Annotated in this window: 18 protein-coding genes; 13 read left to right on the top strand and 5 right to left on the bottom strand. The window is 62.2% G+C overall.

Annotated features, from left to right (window positions below; genetic code table 11):
- The first annotated feature begins 10 nt into the window (after positions 1–10).
- Complete coding sequence (locus P7228_RS15790; protein ID WP_212451815.1) at positions 11–4,258, top strand: strawberry notch family protein; 4,248 nt, start codon at positions 11–13, stop codon at positions 4,256–4,258.
- A 104-nt stretch (positions 4,259–4,362) separates the two neighbouring features.
- A complete protein-coding gene (locus tag P7228_RS15785) occupies positions 4,363–6,336 on the top strand; it encodes a ParB/RepB/Spo0J family partition protein (protein ID WP_212451814.1) in 1,974 nt (657 codons plus the stop codon).
- Between the two features lie 140 nt (positions 6,337–6,476).
- On the opposite strand, the gene P7228_RS15780 is transcribed toward P7228_RS15785, so the two are convergent.
- The 4 genes from P7228_RS15780 to P7228_RS15765 all read right to left on the bottom strand — a co-directional run bounded on the left by P7228_RS15780 (position 6,477) and on the right by P7228_RS15765 (position 9,457).
- Entirely contained in the window at positions 6,477–7,538 is a 1,062-nt protein-coding gene (locus tag P7228_RS15780; RefSeq protein WP_278016128.1) for a CBASS cGAMP-activated phospholipase, read from the bottom strand.
- Complete coding sequence (locus tag P7228_RS15775) at positions 7,501–8,001, bottom strand: type II CBASS E2 protein (RefSeq protein WP_212451808.1); 501 nt, start codon at positions 7,999–8,001, stop codon at positions 7,501–7,503. The genes P7228_RS15780 and P7228_RS15775 overlap by 38 nt, the downstream gene beginning before the upstream one ends.
- On the bottom strand, positions 7,986–9,167 hold the full coding sequence (locus P7228_RS15770) for a nucleotidyltransferase domain-containing protein (RefSeq protein WP_278016127.1): 1,182 nt from the start codon (positions 9,165–9,167) through the stop codon (positions 7,986–7,988). The genes P7228_RS15775 and P7228_RS15770 overlap by 16 nt, the downstream gene beginning before the upstream one ends.
- Positions 9,168–9,235: 68 nt before the next feature.
- Positions 9,236–9,457: a DUF2188 domain-containing protein gene (locus P7228_RS15765; RefSeq protein WP_212451804.1), complete on the bottom strand. Its 222-nt coding sequence runs from the start codon at positions 9,455–9,457 to the stop codon at positions 9,236–9,238.
- A 155-nt stretch (positions 9,458–9,612) separates the two neighbouring features.
- On the opposite strand from P7228_RS15765, the gene P7228_RS15760 reads away from it, so the two are divergent.
- The 7 genes from P7228_RS15760 (at position 9,613) to P7228_RS15730 (ending at position 14,628) form a co-directional block, all read left to right on the top strand.
- Positions 9,613–9,939, top strand: coding sequence for a helix-turn-helix domain-containing protein (locus tag P7228_RS15760; RefSeq protein WP_278016126.1), 327 nt, complete (start codon positions 9,613–9,615; stop codon positions 9,937–9,939).
- A gap of 1 nt (position 9,940) precedes the next feature.
- Entirely contained in the window at positions 9,941–10,846 is a 906-nt protein-coding gene (locus P7228_RS15755) for an ImmA/IrrE family metallo-endopeptidase (protein WP_278016125.1), read from the top strand.
- 227 nt (positions 10,847–11,073) lie between these two features.
- Positions 11,074–12,003 (top strand): ArdC family protein, encoded by a 930-nt coding sequence (locus tag P7228_RS15750; protein WP_212451799.1) that lies wholly within the window; start codon positions 11,074–11,076, stop codon positions 12,001–12,003.
- A gap of 11 nt (positions 12,004–12,014) precedes the next feature.
- Entirely contained in the window at positions 12,015–12,455 is a 441-nt protein-coding gene (locus P7228_RS15745; protein WP_212451797.1) for a hypothetical protein, read from the top strand.
- Between the two features lie 219 nt (positions 12,456–12,674).
- Positions 12,675–13,610, top strand: a complete 936-nt coding sequence (locus P7228_RS15740; RefSeq protein ID WP_212451795.1) for a DUF2493 domain-containing protein — start codon at positions 12,675–12,677, stop codon at positions 13,608–13,610.
- Positions 13,611–13,680: 70 nt separating this feature from the next.
- A complete protein-coding gene (locus tag P7228_RS15735) occupies positions 13,681–13,950 on the top strand; it encodes a hypothetical protein (RefSeq protein WP_212451793.1) in 270 nt (89 codons plus the stop codon).
- A gap of 279 nt (positions 13,951–14,229) precedes the next feature.
- Positions 14,230–14,628, top strand: coding sequence for a single-stranded DNA-binding protein (locus P7228_RS15730; protein ID WP_278016124.1), 399 nt, complete (start codon positions 14,230–14,232; stop codon positions 14,626–14,628).
- 78 nt (positions 14,629–14,706) lie between these two features.
- On the opposite strand, the gene P7228_RS15725 is transcribed toward P7228_RS15730, so the two are convergent.
- Positions 14,707–14,961, bottom strand: coding sequence for a DUF6437 family protein (locus P7228_RS15725; RefSeq protein ID WP_212451789.1), 255 nt, complete (start codon positions 14,959–14,961; stop codon positions 14,707–14,709).
- A gap of 343 nt (positions 14,962–15,304) precedes the next feature.
- Between P7228_RS15725 and P7228_RS15720 the strand changes: the two genes are divergently transcribed.
- The 4 genes from P7228_RS15720 (at position 15,305) to mobF (ending at position 21,826) form a co-directional block, all read left to right on the top strand.
- Positions 15,305–15,526, top strand: coding sequence for a hypothetical protein (locus P7228_RS15720; RefSeq protein ID WP_212451787.1), 222 nt, complete (start codon positions 15,305–15,307; stop codon positions 15,524–15,526).
- Between the two features lie 680 nt (positions 15,527–16,206).
- Positions 16,207–16,536 (top strand): hypothetical protein, encoded by a 330-nt coding sequence (locus P7228_RS15715; protein ID WP_212451721.1) that lies wholly within the window; start codon positions 16,207–16,209, stop codon positions 16,534–16,536.
- Complete coding sequence (locus tag P7228_RS15710) at positions 16,526–18,865, top strand: type IV secretion system DNA-binding domain-containing protein (protein ID WP_278016123.1); 2,340 nt, start codon at positions 16,526–16,528, stop codon at positions 18,863–18,865. The genes P7228_RS15715 and P7228_RS15710 overlap by 11 nt, the downstream gene beginning before the upstream one ends.
- Before the next feature lie 48 nt (positions 18,866–18,913).
- Complete coding sequence (gene mobF / locus P7228_RS15705) at positions 18,914–21,826, top strand: MobF family relaxase (RefSeq protein WP_278016122.1); 2,913 nt, start codon at positions 18,914–18,916, stop codon at positions 21,824–21,826.
- Positions 21,827–21,900 lie beyond the last annotated feature (74 nt).

Raw genomic sequence — 21,900 nt, 5'->3', positions numbered from 1 at the left:
ACGAATTGCCATGTTTCAATCAGACCTGTTTCCCGCCGGCGAGCAGTTGCCGTCCATACCCTTGGCCTATGCCATTGGCACCCGAGTTGCCGCGCTTCTTGCTTCGGGTCGTCATCTTACCCGTACCGACATTTCCGGGCTGTTCGCCGAAGAGACCGGTGTTCTCGACTGGGGAGGTGCCTGGACGATCGACGACTACAACAGCGCGGTCGAGATCGGCGCACTACTCTGGCTTCGAGAGTCCTCACGGATCGATCTGGCGACGAATGTACACGAAGCCGAAGCGCGGTTCGACTGGCTCGAAGCAGCTTTGCCGCCGCGGCACGTGCGCAGCGAAGCACAGGTCGAGCTCCAACAGTTCTCGACCCCGCCAATGCTGGCCTGGCTGATGGCGAAGGCCGCAGCAGTTGCTGCGCAAGACACGCTTCTCGAACCATCCGCCGGTAATGGCGCCCTTGCGCTTTGGGGCAGCGTCCAGAACGCTTCGCTGCTCCTCAACGAGATCGATCCGGCAAGACGAGACTGCCTCGGCCACATCTTCCCCGCAGCCGCGATCACCACGTATGACGGGGAGCTGATCGCCGACCTGGTGCGCGGCCCTGTTCCGTCGGTCGTGCTGATGAACCCGCCATTCGCCCGCAGCCAGGAACGCGGCAAGGACGGTGAGACCGCCATGCGTCACCTGCGCGGTGCGATCCGAGTGGCTGCAAATGGGGCGAGGATAGTCGCCATCATGCCCGAAGGCTTCGATGCTTCCGCTTTCGCCAAAGCACAGGACGAAACGTCGCTCGTGCTCAATGTCCGCTTGGAGCAGATGTTTCGCCGGACAGGGACGGGGATTGCCGTTCGACTGGTCGTGTTCGACAAGACGCCGACTGCGGCTTCGCCCGCGATCACCGGAGATACTGCCGACCTGATCGCGCTCCACGAGCTTATCACTGCGCTTCCGCCCCGTGCGCAGACATCCGCCAACATCCATCGCCTGCCAGTCGGCAAGCCAGTGCGCCTCGTTTGCAAGACTTCGACCCAAAGCGCGCCGGTTCGGCCGGTGGCGCCGTTCGCCGCGACACCAGCAGCCAGCGCGAATGCGATCGACCTTGCCTATTCGGTCCTCGCCGACCCCGCGCCTGTGCCCGAACAGGCAGGCATCTACCTGCCTTACCGGCCCAGCCGCATCGCCTTCGAAGATGCGCCGGTCCATCCCACCCCGCTCGTGGAATCGGTCGCCATGGGTTCGGTCGCGGCACCGCAGCCCGATGTTTGCCCGCGCCTTCCCGCAGGTTGGCAGGCCGATGGCCTGCTGTCCGAAGCGCAATGCGAGACACTCGTTTACGCTGCCCAGGCATTTTCGCGTGATCTTCCAGGTCAGTTCAAGGTCAGCCAGGAAGCCACCTCGCTGGAGCTGTCCGAAGATGGGCACACCTACCGGCAGGGCTTCTTCCTTGGCGACGGGACCGGAGCGGGCAAGGGACGGCAGATCGCAGCGGTCATCATGGACCGCTGGCTCGCAGGCGAGCGCCGGCATGTCTGGATCACCAAGAACGAGGCGCTGCTCGAAGATGCACGCCGCGACTGGGAAGCGCTTGGCGGACTACCGCTCGATCTCCAGCCGCTCTCGCGCTGGAAACTCGGCCAGCCCGTAACGATGTCCGAAGGCATTCTCTTCGTCACCTATCCGACGCTGCGCTCGGGCCGCGCCGAGGATACGCGGCTCGACCAGATCCTTGCCTGGGCGGGCGAGGATTTCGACGGCGTGATCGCTTTCGACGAAGCCCATGCGATGGCTAATGCGCTCGGGGGCTCTTCAATCCGCGGCAAGGTCAAGGGCTCTGAACAAGGGATGGCGGGCGTCAGGCTGCAGAACCACTTGCCGCGCGCCCGCGTGCTTTACGCGTCTGCCACTGGCGCTTCGGATATCGCCAACCTCGGTTACACTTCCCGCCTCGGCCTTTGGGGACCCGAGACCGCTTTTCCGACCCACGAGGCATTCATGACCGAGATCCGCGCTGGCGGCGTCGCGGCGATGGAGCTCGTCGCCCGTGATCTCAAGGCCCAGGGCCTCTATCTTGCCCGTGCGCTGTCCTTCGCCGGGGTCGAGTACGACATCCTCGAACATAGCCTGACCGAAGCACAGGTACGGATCTACGATGCCTATGCTGATGCCTGGGCGATCATCCACCGCAACCTCGAAGCTGCGCTCGAAGCAACCCGCGTGGTCGACGAGGACAGCGGCGACACGCTCAACCGCAATGCCAAGGCTGCGGCGCTATCGATCTTCGAAGGCACCAAGCAGCGCTTCTTTGCCCAGCTCCTGCTTTCGATGAAATTGCCGAGCCTGATCCCCGCGATGGAAGTAGCGCTTGGCGAAGAGAATTCGGTTGTCGTGCAGCTGGTCTCGACCGCCGAGGCCATGCTCGACCGGCGCCTTGCCGACCTTACCGTGGAAGAACGCGAAGCTCTCGATATCGATCTGTCCCCGCGTGAATACGTCATCGACTACCTTACGAAGAGCTTCCCGATACGATTGATGCAGGTATTCGCCGACGAGGACGGCAATCTTCGCTCCGAGGCGATGAGCGACGGAGAGGGCAATCCCGTTTTCTGCCCGCGCGCCATTGCTGTGCGCGATGCGCTGATCGAACAGCTTTGCGCACTGCCGCCCATCGCCACTGCGCTCGATGCGATTATCGAACATTTCGGAACCGACGCCGTGGCCGAAGTCACGGGCCGGACCCGCAGGCTTGTACTGGGCCGCGATGGTGAGCAGCGCCTCGAACGGCGTAGCCCCAGCGCCAATGTCGCCGAAGCCCAAAGCTTCATGGAAGGGATCAAGCGCATCCTGGTCTTCTCGGATGCGGGCGGCACGGGGCGATCCTATCATGCCGACCTCGGCTGCCGAAACCAGCAGCGCAGGGTTCATTTCCTGCTCGAGCCGGGCTGGCGCGCGGACAACGCCATCCAGGGTCTTGGTCGTACCAACCGCACCAACCAGGCCTCGGCCCCGCTGTTTCGGCCGGTAACCACCGACGTAAAGGGCGAACGCCGATTCATCTCAACCATTGCGCGAAGGCTCGACGCATTGGGCGCGCTGACGCGCGGCCAGCGCCAGACGGGCGGTCAGAACCTGTTCGACCCGGCCGACAATCTCGAAAGCGACTATGCGCGCGACGCGCTCAGCCGCTGGTTCCAGCTGCTCTATGACGGCAAGCTCGAAGCCACGAGTTTCGGGAATTTTGTCGAGCGTACGGGTCTCCGGCTCGAAAACCCCGATGGCGGGCTGACCGACAATCTCCCGACGATTCAGCGTTGGCTCAACCGCATTCTCGCGCTGCCGATCGCGCTCCAGAACGCCATATTTGATGAATACCTTGGTCTCGTCGAAGCGCGGATCGAAGCCGCGCGCGAGGCCGGAACGCTCGACCAGGGACTGGAAACCGTCAGGGTTGATCGTTTCAATGTCCTGGCAGATGAACTCCTGCGCACCGATCCCGTGACCGGAGCCGAGACCCGTCTCGTCTCGCTCGAAATGACGAGGCACCTTCGGCCTCTGCGATTGCAGCGCCTGGTGCGGATGCACGAGATCGGCAGCCCGCACGCTATCCCGATGCGCAATACGCGCTCGGGCAAGGTCGCCCTCTCGGTTCCTGCCCGGCGCCTTATCGCTGACGACGGGGCCGTGATCGAACGTCGGCGCCTTCTGCGACCGCTCAAGTCCGCGAACTGGACACTTGAGGCACTCGGTGAGAGCCACTGGGAAGAAATTGGCGTCACTGCGTTCACCAGCGCCTGGAGGACCGAGGAAGAAGAGGCGGCCAAATCACCGGTTACCGAGCGCGTCCATCTCGCCACCGGACTGCTGCTCCCGGTCTGGAAGCGCCTCCCCGGCGATCATGTCCGCGTCACCCGGCTCGTTGCCGAGGACGGCCAGTCGATCATCGGCCGCGAAGTGCTCGATGTCGATCTCGCTGCAATCGCCGATACCTTTGGCCTTTCCGGGGTTACCGGACCATCGGCAGAGCAGATCGGCGACCTCGTCCTCGCCAGCGGCAAACCGCTGTGCCTCGCAAGCCACGACTCCCTGACTGTGAAGCGCTCGCTGGTCGGCGGCGAACAGCGCCTTGAACTGACCGGGTTCTCGCCCGACCGGCTCGACTGGTACAAGAACAAGGGCTGCTTCACCGAGATCATCCGCTACCGCACGCGGCTGTTCGTCCCGGTGTCGAAAGCCTCTTTGATCCTTCCCGCGCTTGCCGCCTGATCCCTCGGGCAGACCCCATTCTCAGAATGAGAGTGGAGGGAGCCCTTTGGGCTTGTGGGCCTCGTGATCCTCACCTGCGCCTTCAATCCATCAGGAGAACACCTATGATCCAGTCGATTCCCTTGAAGAAGCTCGTCCCGAGCCCGCGCAACGTTCGCAAGTCGAGCGACGTGCTGGCCGACCTCCAGCTGCGGGCAGACATTGCTGCGCGCGGCCTGCTGCAGAACCTCGTCGTGCGCAAAGGAAAGCGCGGCAAGTTCGAAGTCGAGGCCGGCGGTCGCCGTCTCACCGCGCTGCAGGCGCTGGCCGAAGAGGGCACCTTGCCCGAGAACCACGAGGTCACCTGCCTCGTCATCGAAGGCGAAGAAAGCGAAGTGCGCGAAGCCAGTCTTGCTGAGAACTTCCAGCGCCTCGCGATGAACCCCGCCGACGAGGCGCAGGCCTTCGCCTCCATCATCGAGGCAGGGGCTACCACCGAAGACGTGGCGCGCCGCTTCGGCCTCACCGTCCGGTTCGTCGAAGGGCGTCTGCGCCTGGCAAGTCTCGCGCCTTGCGTCTTCGAAGCGCTCGCCGAAGGCACGATCACGCTCGACATGGCCAAGGCCTACGGCGCGATTTCCGACGTCGAGCGCCAGGCGCATGTCTATGCTGAGCTGCAGCACGCCTGGTACCAGATCACGCCCGACACGATCCGCCGCATGGTGCTCGATGCCACGGTGCGCGGTTCCGATCCGCGAGCTGTGCTAGTCGGACGCGATGCCTATCTCGACGCAGGTGGTCGGATCGAGCGCGAACTGTTCGACGATGATGCCAGCGAGAGCTGGATCGATGTCGCGCTGCTCGAGGACCTCGCGCACAAGGCCATGGACGAAGCCGCAGAAAAGGCCGCGCTCGAATATGGCCTTGCCTGGGTGCGCCCGACCCTTGGCAACTACGTCAGCCATGACCTCGTCGAAGGTCTGAGCCGTCTGCCTTGCGACCCTGCGCCGATGACCGAACAGGAAGCTCAGGAACTCGGCGAGCTCGAGGCCGACTACGACCGCGTCGCCGCTGTGCTCGAAGACGAGGACAGCGACGAGGACGAGGTCGCCAAGGCCGAGAAGGAACTAGTGGTGATCGACCGTGCCATGCGCGTGCTCAATGACCGGCCGCCGGTACTCGCCGACGAACTGAAACCGGAGGCCGGCGCCTTCCTCGTCCTCTCGCGCAATGGCGAGCCGACCCTGGTCCCGCAGTTCTACACCGAGACCGAGGTCATCGCTGACGAAGGCGTGGTCGAGGCCATTGAAGAGAGCGGTGCGGCTAAGCCCAAGGGGAGCTCGCTTTCCCAGCGCCTGCTCGACGAACTCGCAATGCAGCGCCGCGACATCCTGGCAATCCATCTCGCCAACGACCCGGCACTAGCGCTCGACTTCATGGTCTTCACGCTCGCCGATGCCGATGGGCACGACTGGCGCGCCAAGAAAGCGTCGACCCTCGTTGGCTCGGTCGCGTCCGGGCCTATCACCGGGTTCGAGGCGAAGGATGCGCCGGCGAGTGCCGCGCTTGCCGAGTTCGCCGGGTCGCTCGATGAAAACTGGCGTGCGGGTGAAAGCGATGTCGAGCGGTTCGCGAAATTCCGAGCGCTTTCCGACGAGGCGCGCTCAGCATGGCTTGGCCATGTCGTCTCGCGCACTCTGGTTGCCAGCCTTGCCTGCGAAGGCGAACGATCGGTGCCGATGCACGAGGCACTCGGCTCGCTCCTCGAAATCGAGACCGCGCATTGGTGGCGTCCCACGGCGAAAAACTACTTCGACCGGGTGGCTAAGGCGCGCACGCTCGAAGCGCTCGACGCCGCCGGCGGTCCCGAACTGGTCAGTCGTTATGCCGCATCGAAGAAGGCTGAGCTTGCGAGCGCTGCCGAACGCATCTTCTCGGGCAACTTCATTGGCGAGCCCGAGGTCAAGGAACGGGCGCAGGCTTGGGTTCCGCCGATCATGCGGTTCAACGATTCTGAAGAAGTCGAATTGGCCGACCACGACGGAGACGAGGCGGTCAACGCCGAAGGAACTGACGAGATTGCCGAGCAGGCAGCCTGACCCCTCCTGACAGGTCCAGGTCACTCGGCAGGCGGTCCGTCCCTCTCGGGACGGGCCGCCATCTGGATGTTAAAATCTGAGCCGCATTTGGGCTGGAAGCCCTCGGTCAGCTTCGGCTTCGCTCACCGAATAGTCGGCCATTAGCCCGCTCGCGAGCCATGAAATGCTTCATAAGGATCGACAGGCACTGCGAAAAAGCGCTGGCTAACAACCTCGTCAAAAGTGCTCGCCAAGGGCGCAGCAAGTGGAAGCAGAACTTGTTTGGCGCGATAATAATCGTCGAGCTCGATGGGGTTATCAGGCATCAGGGGCGCGTCAATTCTCACGAGTTGGTCGCGACCAATGAGAAGTCCTGCTTGACCAAGCGCGTTCTGGCTAGCAAGCCGCATTGCCGACGAGATGACCTCTTTCCAGTGCCATAGTCCGCCGAGCCGGACCTGATCATCTGAGATAAGCATCTCGGACTCGCCACAGCCGAGCGACAGAATCTGGACTTGGCGCCGATTGAGATCATGGCAGCTTAGCGCATCGACTAGCGCAACCATAACAGGATTGTTCGCCCAGACGCCTCCGTCGGCAAAGCGCCGCTCCCCATTCCTATAGACGGAGAAGAAAGTCGGCGCCGCGGAGGTTGCGAGTGCGGCTGTCACCATTTCCTCGCGCCAGTCGAGTTTGAAGTCGGGGTGGTGCGGTGTCTTGAAGATGTGGACCTCGGTGAAGCCATCGAATGCCGGTATGCACAAACGGCAGTGCGCATCGCCGATTTGCCGCTCGCCGAACAGCTTGCGTAGCTCGCGTTCGAGTGGACCACGCTCATACTGGTAGCGAGTCAACGAATGGAAAAAGCGAAGGCCCGATTTAAGCCTGCTAAAAGGGGGGCGGATTGGCGGAAATATTGCTTCGCCATGATCGAGGTAGAGCTTGAGGATTTCGCTTGCGCGCATTCCAATTGACAGGCCGAGGGCAATGATACCACCTGTAGACGTCCCGGCGATTAGGTCGAAATATTCGCCTGCCGAGCGGCCATCCAAGTGGCGAGATTCAAACTCTGCCAAAAGAGCAGCCGGCAGGATGCCGCGAATCCCGCCGCCGTCGATCGAGAGAATGCGGAAGGGCTTGTCGGTAGGCCAGGGCAATTGCACCCGCTGCTCGACTAATGTGCCGTCAGACCGCCGCGATGGCCTTTTTGTTTGCAATGCCATCTTGCTCCTCTCGTGTCGGGTGCCGACCGCCGCCGCGCCATGACTTAGTCGCGAGCCAACCCTCATAGAAGAAGAGGTAGCGCGAACTCCACGGCACCGTCGTCTCGGCGAGCAGATCGCTCGGAGTCCACTCGCGATTATAGGCGTCGAACAGGCAGAGATAAGGCAGCCTTGGTTCGTCGCGGTTCACATAGACGTGGGGGACAGGGCCTTCCTCATAGTCTGAATGCCGTTCGAGAACGGGATCGAGAATCTGAACGCGCGGTTGAACCTGCAGCAGCGAGAAGGCCTCGATCGCCAACGGCACACGATAGCCGATCCGAACCGTGTAAAAGCGCTGGAGAGGTTGCAGACGTCCCTGCCAGACAGCGTATCGATCGGCGCGCTCGATGACCTTGAAGCCGGGCCAGCGCTCGGCCATCGCGGCAATCTGATTCTCGATGCTGATCAGTCCGGGATGCATCCGCCACCCATGTTGGTACTGGCGCGCGCGGCTGTGCTGGTCGCAGCGCCGATGATGGCGGGCGCGCCGGTAAGGATGCGTCCGGTCGTTCCGAAGCGCATCGCGCCGCGTTCGGCTTCGCGCCGGCTTGCATCGAGAAAGCGTTCGACCGCGAAGCCCGCCGCCGTCTCGCCAAACAGGTCATCGAGGATGGTCCGCATTTCGGTCAGATTTGCGTTGTCGCTGCGAAGGCGACCAAGCTGCCGCTGCAGATGATCGAGATCACGCATATAAACGTTCTGCGCGGCGACCTCCCTAGGCCATCGATCTGTGAAGATATCCTCCGGGAAGGAGGGGTTGCGTACGACCAAGGTGTCAAACCGGCGAACGTGATCCTGAAGCTGGCCACTGATGTGCGAGGCAATATTGACGACCTCGTCAACCAGCCCGGACTGCGCCGGACCGCTATCCAGAGCCATAGCCGCGAGCACTACCGACGGCGGCTTCCGACCATCGCGCGAGCGGTAGCGGACATCGCGATTCCGCTTCAGCAACTGGAGCGCCACGACGCGCGAGGATTTTTCCGAGAGCGGAACGCGACCGGGTAGCGGGTCGGTTTCGGCCTTCGCGACCACGCCATCCGATATCTGGCGACGGGCGTCGAACATCGTCGCGAAAACCGGATCGAACGCCACCTCACGATTGAAATAATCGGCGAAGCCCCAAGGATTGACCGTCTTGTGGTAGGTTTCGGCGGTCTCTTGGCGCCAGTGAAAAAGATGGCCAGCCTTCAGGGGCGTTTGGTCGAGCCGGGCGATCGGCATGAGATCGACGCGTGTGCCGTCTTCATAGGTTACGGTGACGCAGCGGCTGTTGAGGGTCACCCGCCCATGATAACGGCTGCCTTCCTCACCGTTGATCGCAACGAAAAGGGTCGCCAGCACGCCCGACGGCTCACTGAACGGCGAAATATCGAGTTCGATCACGACGTCGACATCGTGCTGATCTTTCGAGACGCGCGATGCGATCGCGGTTCCGGTCGCGAAACTACCGCCCGGATAGCAGGCGATCACCTTCCCGTGGAGCGGGCTGTCGGGCCGATCCACATGGGCGCAGAGCGCCTGATAATGCTGTTCGGCTTCGTCATGCTTGGTGGGCGAGAGCTGGATGCGGCGCGCGACGTCCATCAGGAGAGCATCGGCGGCCGAAGGCGGCAAGATCGGCTTCTGGTACGTCATTTCAGGGCTCCCTTGGTTCAGCCTTCGGGCGGGAATTCGTCGCGGCCATGACTGTCACGCGCGCGAATTCGGCCGTTGCGGCCATGGATGAGAAGTTCGGATTCCTGATTGCGGGCGATCTCGCGACCGCGGGCAATCGCCTCAGCCTGTGTCCGGTGAACGGACGACGCACGCTGGCCTCCGGCCGGCTGAACGGCCCAGCCACGACGGTGGGGTGTAATATGCTGGTTACGACTCATGAGCGATTCCTTGTCTGATTGGCCCGACAAAATCGTAAGATATACCGAACGACGCTCTAGGTCAACTGACCGGACGAAAACGTTCGTTTGACCGAACGATTGTTGATTCCTATGAGGGTGTCCGCATGATAGGATGCGTGAAAGGAAATCGGTCAATGTCCTTGGCGACGAAGCTTCAGAAACTTCGCACTGCAAAGCGACAGTCGCTTCAGGATGTCGCGGACGCCATCGGCGCATCGAAAGCGCACGTCTGGGAACTGGAGAAGGGCACCGCCAAGAATCCGTCGATCGAGCTCGTCCGGAAGCTCGCCGATCATTTCGGCGTTTCGATTGCCAGCCTTGTTGGAGAGGCTCCCGACGAAGGCAGCGACGAAGAACAATTGCTCGTCATGTATCGCGACCTGAAATCGCTCGATACGAAGGAGCGCGAGCTGATCGAAGACATTATCAAAGGGATGCAGAAGCGCCGAACCGGGGGGTAGGATGGAGATTGATCGGATCGAACTCGCGGACTGCGGTTCGCCGGAAAAGATCATCGCTGAAATCATGCGGCAGGTGCCCGACATGCCGATCCCGGTGCCGATTGAGGAATTGGCCGAGGCGGTCGGCATCACCGATATCCATCGGCTGGAAACAGCCAGCTTCGAAGGTGGACTTGTTACACAGCCCGAACGCGCGAGTGGCGTCATCCTGGTCAACAGCAAGGGCTCGGTGCAGCGCCAGCGCTTCACTATCGGGCACGAACTCGGACATTATCTTATTATCGCGCACCAGCCCGCGCGCGCCGGTCAGTTCACATGCTCGAAAGCCGATATGGCGATCCGTGAGGCGGACCGTGACAATCGTGCGCGGCGGATGGAGTTGGAGGCAAATCGGTTCAGTGCGGGCATGCTCATGCCGCTCGCGCACTTCAAACCCGATATGCGCAATCTGGGGACACCAGCGCTGGAGCATGTGTTCACGCTGGCCACGCGCTACAATATGAGTAACGAAGCGACCGCTCTTCAATATGTGCAGTACAATGATGCCGTTTGCGCGGTTATCATTTCGAAGGATGATGTCGTCCGGCGAATCTACAAGCCCAGCCGTTTTCCTTTCATTGATGTTCGGATCGGGACCCGGCTGCCCACACCTTCACTCGCCGCGCGCCTGTCCAATGGTCAGCAATCCGATTGGGATGACGTGAGCGCCGGAGTGTGGCTCGCTCTTTCGACAGAAGGTCCTCACCCATCCCTGCAGGAACAAGCTTATCGCCTGCACAACGGATGGATGATGACGTTGCTCATTCATACTGATCAGGACGAAGAGGAAGATGGCGAGGGTGGGATTTCCGATGCATTTGACGTGTGGGAGAACCCTCGATTTCCATCACGAAGTCGGCGGCGGTGAATGAAGCCGACCCAGGATTTTCTGGACCAAGTAGTGGGCGCGATCGTCGAAGCCATCACAAGTAGCGGACATAGCTGCAACGAAAGCGAAGATCATTCTTGGTTGACCTTTACGCATCCCTCTAATGTTCAATGAGGACGCATAGCCGTAATCATTAAACGAGAGGGGAGAGAGCTTTGCTTTTCCTGAACCGGGACATGCCCGTCCCGGCGTTCAGGAGAACTCCCATGACCAAATCCCGCCGCACTGCCTCTGCTTCGCCAGCCCAGCGCATTACCGCGGCCATCATCGAAAAGCTCGAGCAAGGGACAAAGCCGTGGGTAAAGCCGTGGCGCGGCGTGCCAGTCTCCCGTCCTTTGCGTTCTTGCGGAACGCCCTATCGCGGAATGAATACCTTCTGGCTGTGGATGGTGGCCGATGGCTGTGGCTACACTTCGCCATACTGGATCACCTACCGCCAGTGCCATAAGCTTGGTGGACAGGTCCGCAAGGGCGAGAAATCGACCATCGCAATCTTCTACAAGAGCTACACCAAGGAGGTCGAAAACGCCGAAGGCGAGGCCGACACCGAAAACCGGCGCGTGCTTAAGGCCTATGCCGTGTTCAACGCTGACCAGTGCGATGGCCTCCCCGAGTTCTATCATCCCAAGCCATTCATTGCTGCGCTTGATCCCGAAGGAGGCGAAGACCGGCTCGATGCCTTCTTTGCCCATATTGGCGCAGACCTGCGGCATCATGGTGCTCATGCCTACTACGAGCCGATGCGCGACCGGGTCACCATGCCGCCAACCGAACTGTTCGAAGCGTATGACCACTATTACGCGACGCTCGCGCACGAGCTGTCGCACTGGACGGGACATTCCTCGCGGCTCGATCGCGATCTCAAGAACCGCTTTGGCAGCGACGCCTATGCTGCCGAAGAACTGATCGCCGAACTCTCGTCGGCAATCCTCGGAGCCGAACTGGGTCTTCCGGTCACCCACCTCGACCATCACGCCAGCTACATCGCATCTTGGCTCAAGATCCTCAAATCGGACGAGCGCGCGATCCTCACTGCTGCGGCCAAGGCCGAGGAAGCGGCAAGCCTGCTGCTCAAACTGGGTGGTTGCCAATCCCACGAAAGCAAGCCCGACATCAATCTCGCTGATGCAGCCTGAGGAGCAGAGAGATGGGACGTTCAGTCAGCTATCCGACCGGCTCCGTGGTAGCCTTTCGCCTGCTTTATGATGGCGAAGACGAAGATGTCGACTGGGCCTACGAGTGCCTCGTCGACGAGATCATCTATACCACGAAGGCGGCCTTTCCTTCCTTTGAACGCTTCGATGGATGGCGCGGCCGCGAGGATCGCATCCTCCTGCGAAACGCCTTCGCCGATTGCGGCATATCGACCTATTGCGGTCTCGCGGCGATCTGGCTCGTAGAGCGCGATGACGCTCGCTACTGGGAAGCCGATTTCTACAACCCGCGAAGGGCAAGGGCACGGCACTGGCTCGGCCAGGTGTCGGGACGGTTCATCGACCTGTTCGGTGAGCTGCGCTTGGTCGGTCGGTTCTCGAATGGCGAAGCGATCTTCGAGCGCTCCCGATCTGCTTGCGACACCGTGCCCTGATCCTGCCTCATCCCTGCCCGCCGGGAAAGGCCCTTGGGCCGGTCGGAGCGCGCCGCAACCTGCGGCCCGTCGGCCCGTGTTGCCCGCGCCAGCCTAGGGCCGCAGGTTTCCCGCTACGCGGTGCGTCTCGCCCCTTTTCCCGGCCCTGATCGGGCTCCGGCGGACAGGGCCGAGGCAATGGTGCCTCCTCTCCTTGTCCCCGCGATCAGGAGACACCCCATGTACGACAGCTTCATCGACCAGTTGAGCGGCCTCGACCTTTCAGGCCTCAGCATCAGGCCAGCCCCCTTCAACGAGACCGACTTTCCCTGCGAGGATGCGATCGACCAGACGCTTGGTGCCGTATGGTCCGACCTCTTCGCGATGTTTTCCGACACGGCCCTGGAAGCAGATGCCGAGGATATTGCCTGGGGCGTGGTCAATCTCTTTCACCGCGCAGCCAGCCGCAAGTCGGCTCAACTTGACCGGGCCGGCGACGAGATCCGGGTCCTCCTCGCATCAGCCGACGGGTCCGAAGTGCATTCGAGCAATCTTGAAGAGCAGGTTGAGCGTGCGCAGGCTGCCGAAGCCAGCATGCTTGCCTTTGAGCAGATGCGCGAGGCGGCGGCAGCACTTTACCGCGACGAGACCGGTTCCTCGTGGAAGCCCGTTTCCGGCTCGCGTGCGAGCCATTCGCGCCATCTCACGTCGGCTGTTATCGATGCCCGCGATTTCCTCCGCGCACGTGCTGAGAAGCGGCGTCACGCTCTGATTCCGGAAGGAATTCCGGTCCTCTTCGCCGGTGGTCGCCAGAGCTTCGAGAGCGCCGAGGATGCGAAGCGATATGCTGACAATATCTGGGCAACGCTGGACAAGGTTCGCGATGCGGTTCCAGATCTCTTCCTGGTCCATGGCGGCGATGGCAAGGGTGCAGATCGCCTCGCAGCGAGCTGGGCCGAGCGCCGCGAGGTGCAGCAGCTGACCTATTCGCTCGATCGTCGGCTTGGTGCCCGCGCCGGCTTCAAGCGCAACGAGCAAATGCTTGCGCTCAATCCGCGTTACGTCGTCGCCTTTCCGGGAAATGGCGTGACCGAACGGCTCGTCATCGATGCCAAGGCACGCCGGATCACGGTGGTCGATCGCCGCGGCCTCTTGGGCACCTCTCCCGGGTCCTGAGTGGGCATTCATCATCAGCATCGTAAACGTCTGCATGTGCATCCGGCATCGACCCGACTATGGACCGGTCATGCAACTTGACGATCTGCTGCAGCGCTACTTTGCCACCACCGACCTCTCCGGGGTTTCTCCCGACACCTTTGCAGCCGGCATTGAGCATTGCCGGGTCGATCTCGGCCTTGAGGACGACCGGGGCAAGCGCTTTGCACTGTGGTCGTTCCTGCACATGTTTGGGTCTGCCCCCGATCTCGACGTTGCGTTCGAAAACGAGGAAGACCGGGAAGCAGCCCGCAACTTCATGGATCTCCTGGCGGCATCGGAAGGCGATGGAGCAGGCTGATTGCAGCAGGGTATTGGCACCTTCAGGCCCGCACCCGATACCCATCCGGCTTTCTTCGCGAACAGTCCTGAATCAGGTCAGCTGAGGACAGCAACCCGTTCCTTGCCGGCCGTGTTGGCAGCTGCGCTGCCTGCCCGCACCACCCGTCATGAACAGGTTCCCCTTCGGCCCCCAGACGATGTCTGCTGGCCTGCGGTGCAGTCCTCCCATGCCCTGCTTCTTCTGGATGTTCGCAAGCCGGAGATGGTCTCCGGTTTGAGGAACCGAAGGACTTACACCATGACCAATATCGCAATCCTCACCGGCCGCATCGCCCGCGATCCGGATACCCGCGAGACCAAGGGCGGCACCAATGTCACCGGGATCACCGTCGTCACCGATCGCCCAGCACGCGACAAGGACGGCAAGACCTACAAGGACGAGAACGGCTACACCGCCAAGGAAAGCGAGTTCCACCGGGTGACCTGCTTCAATGGCCTCGCCAAGACCGTCGGCCAGTACTGCACCAAGGGCCAGCTGGTCAGCGTCCAGGGCCGTATCCACTACACCCAGTGGGAGGACAAGGACGGGGTCACGCGCTACGGTACCGAGATCCTCGCGGACAAGGTCGATTTCCTCTCCCGCGGCAGTGGTTCGAGCGACGACAACGAGAACACCGACGCTCCCGAGATCGACTGAACTCTCCCGTCGGTCTCCCTCCCGAAGGGGTCCTGTCCTACCGGACAGGGCCCCTTCTTACTGTTCCTACTCTCCGGTTCACTGTTCGGTAGGAGAAGATGAGCGAGCCGGTGGAAGCAGCCTCTGCAGAGATGCTTCTTCGCCGAGCTTTCCAAGTTCTCCGGCAACTCTTGCGAGCGCCTTCTTCGAGAAGGTCTCAAGTCCTGTTCCCAATATGATGCGGCCCAGTTCTAGGGCGGCTTGCTCCTCAAGTTGTTTCTGGCGCTCGGCAAGTGCCAGCCGGTCGGCCTCGAGTTTCCGGAGTGCTGCGACAGCGCTTCGTTTGGTTGGCATCGGGGTTCCTTTCCTGCACCCCTCGGTGGATCCTCCCTTCGATCAACATGCACCCGGGCACAGCCTGTAGGAAAGTCCAATCGCGCGGGTCGTCCCTTGCACTAGGTAACGGAGCGGGGGAGGGGGCTGGCTCACCGAGTTCCAAGGGTGATGGGCATAGGGCCGGCGCGTCAAGGACGGCGGGGCCCCACCATTTTGCCTCCCCTGCGCTTTGCTCCGGTCCGACAAAATCGTTGCCCCCACCGCCGCTTCGCGGTCGCCCTCGGGGCGATCCCTGACCCGCCGGCCCCATGCCCCTCCGCCTGTTTCCTGTCGTCTCAGCGACAGGTTTCAGGAGGATATCATGACTGCACTCAGCACCTTGGACACGAACGCGCACAGCTATTTCGAAGCGCTTGCAGTTGCCGAAAGGCGCGCCCTGCACAGTTTCTTCGACCAGCACGTGGTGGAAGATGAAGACCTGGGCTACTTCGCCCTGGACGAGGGTGACTACAACGCACTGCCTGCGCATCTCGCCAGCCGCGTGGTGCACACGGTCCATGGGGCCTTGCTGGACGAATACTGACGACCAAACGAGGGCAGGAGCCGGTGACGGTTCCTGCCCTTTTTTCGTGTTCGCTGGCACTGGAGCGGGACGAAATGTGGAGCGGGGCTGGGGACGCGCTCGGTCCCGCCCCGCCTTCGGCGGTGCTCCTGCGGGCGCGGCCATTTTTGTTCTGGGCCCCGCGCGCACTCCCGAGCGGCAGCGGGTCGGTCCGGCGCGGTGCCGCGGCACCGACAGGCCCCGGTCCCGGGCACCGCACGCGCTCCTTTGCCGCAGCCTTTACGGGGGTGCGGTCTTTGTGCGTGGTATTCTTTCAATTACAGATCAGGCTGGATTACGGCCGCGAACTGGATGCTCGCGCCGCCAAGGGCTTTGCTGGAAAATGCCTTCGAGAACGGAACGACCAAGATCACCGGATTTCGCCGCGCAATGGGGAACAGAATTGGCACACCGTACGCAGCGGGTGCTGCAATGGAAGGCGCGGAATTGTTTCGCGAATTCACGAAATTTCGCCGATACCATCTTCTGTGCCGGATGCGGTCCAGTTGCTCGCCGGACCGTGCCGAGTCGGCACAGATCCATCTAGCCTCCTGCAATTGTTTGTGAATTTTCCGTTTTCCTACACCCCCTGCTGCGGCCTAGAGTGGCACTTGCCTTTCGAAGGGTGAGCCAGGTTCTTTGAACACAAGGAACTTGGAAAAATGCAAAGACACCACCGGTTCGTGACCTATGTCACGCCCCTGATCGCCGAATGGATCAGGAAACAAGCAGACGAGCGCAGGGTCAGCGCGAGTATCGTTGTTTGCGATTGCATCTTCGATGCCTGGCAGCGCGCGACCGAAGCTGATCTGAGGACGCCGGCGACCGATCCGGTGCGCCAGCACATCTTCATCACGGTCGCATTGGATGCGCTGCTTACGCATCATCCCGACAGCACTCTGCGCGACAGAACGGTCGCTGCCTACCAGCGCCGGCTGGAACGCCTCGGTATCGTTGCACCCCGATCCATGGGAGGCGACGATGAAGCATAATCTCGTCAACTTCACCCGCGGCAGCCAGCTCCTCGGGCATTTCGGCTTCATGTTTGCCGCGGGCCTCAAGGGACCCCTGATCGTGACACTCCTGGTCGTTCTCGGGCTGGTCTATTGGGACGTAAGCAGCGCGCTAGACGACTATCAGGTCTACCTCCTGTGGATGCATGCCTATGCCTCTGGTTATGCCTTCATGGAGTTCGATCCGGACAAGCTTGTGAACCTCAAGCTGGCCGATGGGAACCTCGTTGCTTTTCCTATTTCCGTCGTGACCGATTACCCGCCGATGCGCGAAGCGGTCGCGCTATTCCGGAGCGCGGTGATCAGCGCCTTGTGGCTTGCTGGGTTCATTCTTGCGCCGCTCTTCGCTCTTTTCTGGTGGGTTGCCGAACGCTTCGGCGAGAAGTCCAAACAGAAGAAGCATGTGCGCGGGGCGGAGCTTGCTACCTTGCGTGAACTTGACCGGGAGATCGCCGCGCACAACCGCAATGCCCGTGCCCGCGAGTATGGCGATGCGTTGGGCTGGCGCTGGCGTCTGGCCGGGTCGGCTTCGCTGCGGGATGCGGGCTTCTATTCTCCAGCGCATCTGGCAGGGGTCAGCTGGCCTTGGCGCCTCGAGCAGAGCCACGCGATGCTTGTTGGCACAACCGGGACAGGCAAGACCGTCGTCCTAACCGAGCTTACCAGGGAGATCCGTGAACGGGGCGAACGTGCGGTCATTTTCGATCTTACCGGGGCCTTTGTCGAAACCTTCTACGATCCCAAACGCGACATCATTCTCAACCCGCTCGACGCGCGTTGCCCCGCATGGAGCGTGTTCAACGATTGCTCCACGCGTGCCGAATTCCATGCCGCAGCGGAGTCGCTCGTCCCGCATGATGGGGGCGGCGCCGAACAGTTCTGGGTGCTCGCCGCGCGCACGCTGTTCGTCGAGACCTGTCTCAAGCTCGCCGAAGCGGGGCGGGGCACCAACGCCGCGCTGGCGCACGAACTCATGAACGCCGATCTCTCCGATCTGCACCGTCTCGTCGAAGATACCATGGCCGGTCCCATCAGCACGCCGAGCGCGGCGCGCATGGCGGAATCGGTGCGTGCAGTGTTCAATGTCAATGCCAAGGCGCTCCAGATGCTGCCCGAAGACGGGAAGCCCTTTTCGGTCCGCGAGTGGATCAATGGGGCAGGAGGACCGGGCTCGATCCTGTTCCTGTCTGCCCGCTACATCGACATGAGCGTGCTCTCGCAGTTACTCACGCTGTGGCTCGATACCGCGATCAATACGCTGATGGCGGGCCAGCGCTCGCGGGACATCAGGCTCTGGTTCCTGATCGACGAACTGGGCGCCCTGCATCGTCTCCCTTCACTCGAAAAGGGCCTCCAGACCGCGCGCAATTTCGGGGGCGCGATCGTCACCGGGATTCATGCCTTTGCCAAGCTCAAGGATGTCTACGGTGAGAACATGGCGATGACCCTCTCCTCGCTTGCCCGCACCAAGCTGATCCTTGGCACAGCAGATCGCGAGACCGCCACCTGGTGTTCCGATATCATCGGCCACCGCGAGGTTCGCGAGATGGAGGAAGGTTACAGCTACGGCTACAACAATGCGCGTGACGCGGTGAGCCTGACGCCCCGGCGCCAGGTCGTTCCGTTGCTGCTTCCTGACGAGCTGATGAAGCTCAAGAACCTTCATGGTTTCATCAAGTTTCCCGAAGGATTTCCGGCGGCACCCGTGGTTCTCGCACCGCGCAACTGGCCTCGGGTAGCCGAAGGCTTCATTCCCCGCGATATGCCGAAGCCACCGCCGCAGACCCGGCACTCTGATGGTAAAGATGGAGCAGGGGGCGGTGCCGGAGCAGCCTCTGAAACAGGCGACAATGATGGTGATCCTCGCCGGATGAGGGACGCGCACGATCGCTCCGACAGCGCTGAAAAGAAAGCCGACAAGGAAGACAAAAAGGAACTGCGCCGGACCCGTCGCAGCAACAAGGGCGATCAGGCTCGACCGGACCAGACAAGGAAGCGTCGCGATCCGAATGCGCGAGGGAAAAAGGCGACATCGGACCCTCAGCGGCCGGCTCAATCCGAACTTCCTCTGTCTTCGAAAGCTGAGGAGCACCGCGGCATGGAGCAACGGGCTGTGCCTTCCGCCAGATCCGATATTCCCGATCCCGCAGCGCATCAGCGAGCACACGTCGCGCGCGGCAAGGCCGACCAGAGGCTCCAGGAAGAGCAGCAGAAGTCGCTGCTGGGCGGTGCAGCGAAGCAGGGTCGCGATGCCGATCAGGGGCAGGACCATGGTCACGATTACGGGGACTTCGATCCGGATATGTGACGCTCAACCGGGGAGGGGACGAGGGCCAAGAGAAAGTGATCCCAGCCCATGCTTTCCGTCGCCAATGTCCGCTCGCCATCGGCGGCGGCAAGCTACTTCGCTTCGGACAATTACTACGCGAGCGCCGATGCCGACCGCTCGGGCCGGTGGGTCGGCAAGGGTGCAAGGCGCCTTGGTCTCGACGGCAAGGTCGAGACCCAAGCGTTCGACGCGCTGCTGCGTGGCGAGCTGCCCGACGGCAGCAGTGTCGGCAATCCCGGGCAGGCACACCGCCCAGGTACAGACCTCACCTTCTCCGTTCCCAAGAGCTGGTCGCTGCTGGCGCTCGTCGGGAAGGACGAGCGGATCATCCCCGCCTACCGCGAAGCCGTCCTCGAAGCGCTGGACTGGGCTGAGAAGAATGCGGCCGAGACCCGGATGGTGGAGAAAGGCAAGATCGTAACGCAGGCCACCGGAAACCTTGCGATCGGCCTGTTCCAGCACGACACCAACCGCAACCAGGAGCCGAACCTCCATTTCCATGCGGTCATCGCCAATGTCACGCAAGGCAAGGACGGGAAGTGGCGTACGCTCAAGAACGACCGGCTCTGGCAGCTCAACACCACGCTCAATTCTATCGCGATGGCGCGCTTTCGCGTCGCGGTCGAGAAGCTTGGCTATGAGCCGGGACCGACCCTCAAGCATGGCAATTTCGAGGCGCGCGGTATCACCCGCGAACAGGTCATGGCGTTCTCGAGCCGCCGCCAGGAAGTGCTCGATGCGCGGCGCGGTCCTGGTCTTGAAGCAGGCCGCATCGCCGCGCTCGATACGCGCGCCAGCAAGGACACGATCGAGGACCGCGAAACCTTGGGCAAGCTCTGGAGCGAAACCGCGAAATCGATCGGGTTGGACCTCGCGCCCTTGGTCGAGCGGGCCCGGACCCGCACACTGAAACAGTCGATCGAAACTGGCAGGTTCGGCTCGCTTGTCGAGCGCGGGCGCGCATGGCTGGGACGCTTCGCCGCGCATGTCAGGGGCGATCCGGCTGATCCGCTTGTGCCCAAGTCGGTCCTCAGACAGGACCGTAAGACGATCGCAGCGGCACAGGCCGTCGCTTCGGCGGTGCGTCATCTTTCGCAGCGCGAGGCTGCCTTCGAGCGCACCGCGCTCTACAAGGCTGCGCTCGATTTCGGGTTGCCAGCGACGATTGCCGATATTGAAAAACGGACCCGCGCCTTGGTGCGCTCCGGCGACCTCATAGCGGGCAAGGGAGAGCACACGGGCTGGCTGGCTTCGCGAGACGCGGTGATCGCCGAGCAGCGGATCTTGACCGAGGTTGCCGCTGGCAAGGGTGCGAGCTCGTCTGCAGTTGAGCCGGGAAGCGCAAACGCTCGTGTCCAGTCCGCTGCAATGGCAGGGCAGGGGTTCCGGCTGAATGCGGGTCAGCTCGGAGCGGCGAAGCTGATCTTGACGTCCGAAGATCGAACGATCGCGGTCCAGGGAATTGCAGGTGCCGGCAAGAGCAGCGTTCTGAAGCCCGTCGCCGAGGTGCTGCGCGACGATGGCCGCCCGGTCATCGGGCTCGCGATCCAGAACACGCTCGTCCAGATGCTCGAACGCGACACCGGCATCGGCTCGCAGACGCTGGCCCGCTTTCTTGGTGGCTGGAAAAAGCTGCTCGACGATCCTGGCAACGCGGCGCTTCGCGCGGAGGCAAAGGCGGCGCTGAAAGACCATGTGCTTGTCCTCGACGAGGCTTCGATGGTCTCGAATGAGGACAAGGAAAAGCTCGTCCGCCTCGCCAATCTGGCTGGCGTTCACCGCCTGGTCCTGATGGGGGACCGCAAGCAGCTCGGCGCAGTTGATGCGGGCAAACCCTTCGCGCTCCTGCAGCGGACGGGCATGGCGAGCGCTGAAATGGCGACCAACCTGCGCGCCCGCGACCCCGTCATCCGCGAGGCGCAGGCGGCAGCGCAGGCGGGTGATGTACGCACGGCGCTGCGTCACCTGCAGCCGCACACACTCGAGGCCAAGGGCGATGGCGCGCTGGTCGCTGCTGACACCTGGTTGGCGCTCGACAAGGACACCCGCTCGCGCACCTCGATCTACGCTTCGGGCCGCGCCATCCGCTCTGCGGTCAATGCTGCCGTCCAGCAGGGACTTCTCGCCAATGGCGAGATCGGACCGGGCAAGGCCGAGCTTGGAGTGCTGGATCGCGTCAACACGACCCGCGAAGAACTGCGACATCTGTCAGCCTACCAGCCTGGCCGGGTGCTCGAGGTCTCGAGAAAGCAACAGGCCCTGGGACTGTCAGCGGGCGAGTATCGTGTCTTGGGACAGGACCGGAAGGGCAGGCAGGTCGAAGTCGCGGACAAGCGCGGCAAGCGGTTCCGGTTCGATCCCGCGCGGATCAGGGCAGGGAAGGGCGACCAGAATCTGACCTTGCATGAGTCAAGAAAGCTCGAGATCCATGAAGGCGACCGGATCCGCTGGACCCGCAACGATCATCGCCGCGGCCTCTTCAATGCCGACCAGGCCAAGGTGGTTGCCGTTGTCGGCGGGAAGGTCACTTTCGAAACTTCCAAGGGAGACCAGGTTGAGCTCAAAAAGGACGATCCGATGCTGAAGCGGATCGATCTTGCCTATGCGCTCAACGCCCACATGGCGCAGGGTCTGACATCCGATCGCGGCATTGCAGTCATGGACAGCCGCGAGCGCAACCTGTCGAACCAGAAAACGTTCCTGGTGACGATCACGAGGCTTCGCGATCACCTGACACTCGTCGTCGACAGTTCGGACAGGCTCGGAGCAGCCGTGGCACGCAACAAAGGCGAGAAGGCCTCGGCCCTCGAGGTCACCGCACAGTTGACGCCGACAGAAAAGAAAAACGGCGAACTTGATCAGCTGAAACCGGAAGAGGCCAACAAGGCCGAAAAGGAACTCGCCCGAAGCAAGAGCAAGACACTGGACTTCGGGATTTGAAGGGCCGCTATGTGCAAGATTTTCTGACGAATTGGGCCCGGCAGTTGGTCCAGGTGGTGCTTACGCGCGAACGA

It is taken from the genome of Altererythrobacter sp. CAU 1644 (genome assembly GCF_029623755.1).
GTDB lineage: Bacteria > Pseudomonadota > Alphaproteobacteria > Sphingomonadales > Sphingomonadaceae > Erythrobacter > Erythrobacter arenosus.
Note: the sequence above shows the minus strand (reverse complement) of the source record. Positions and strands in the feature narration are given on the sequence as shown.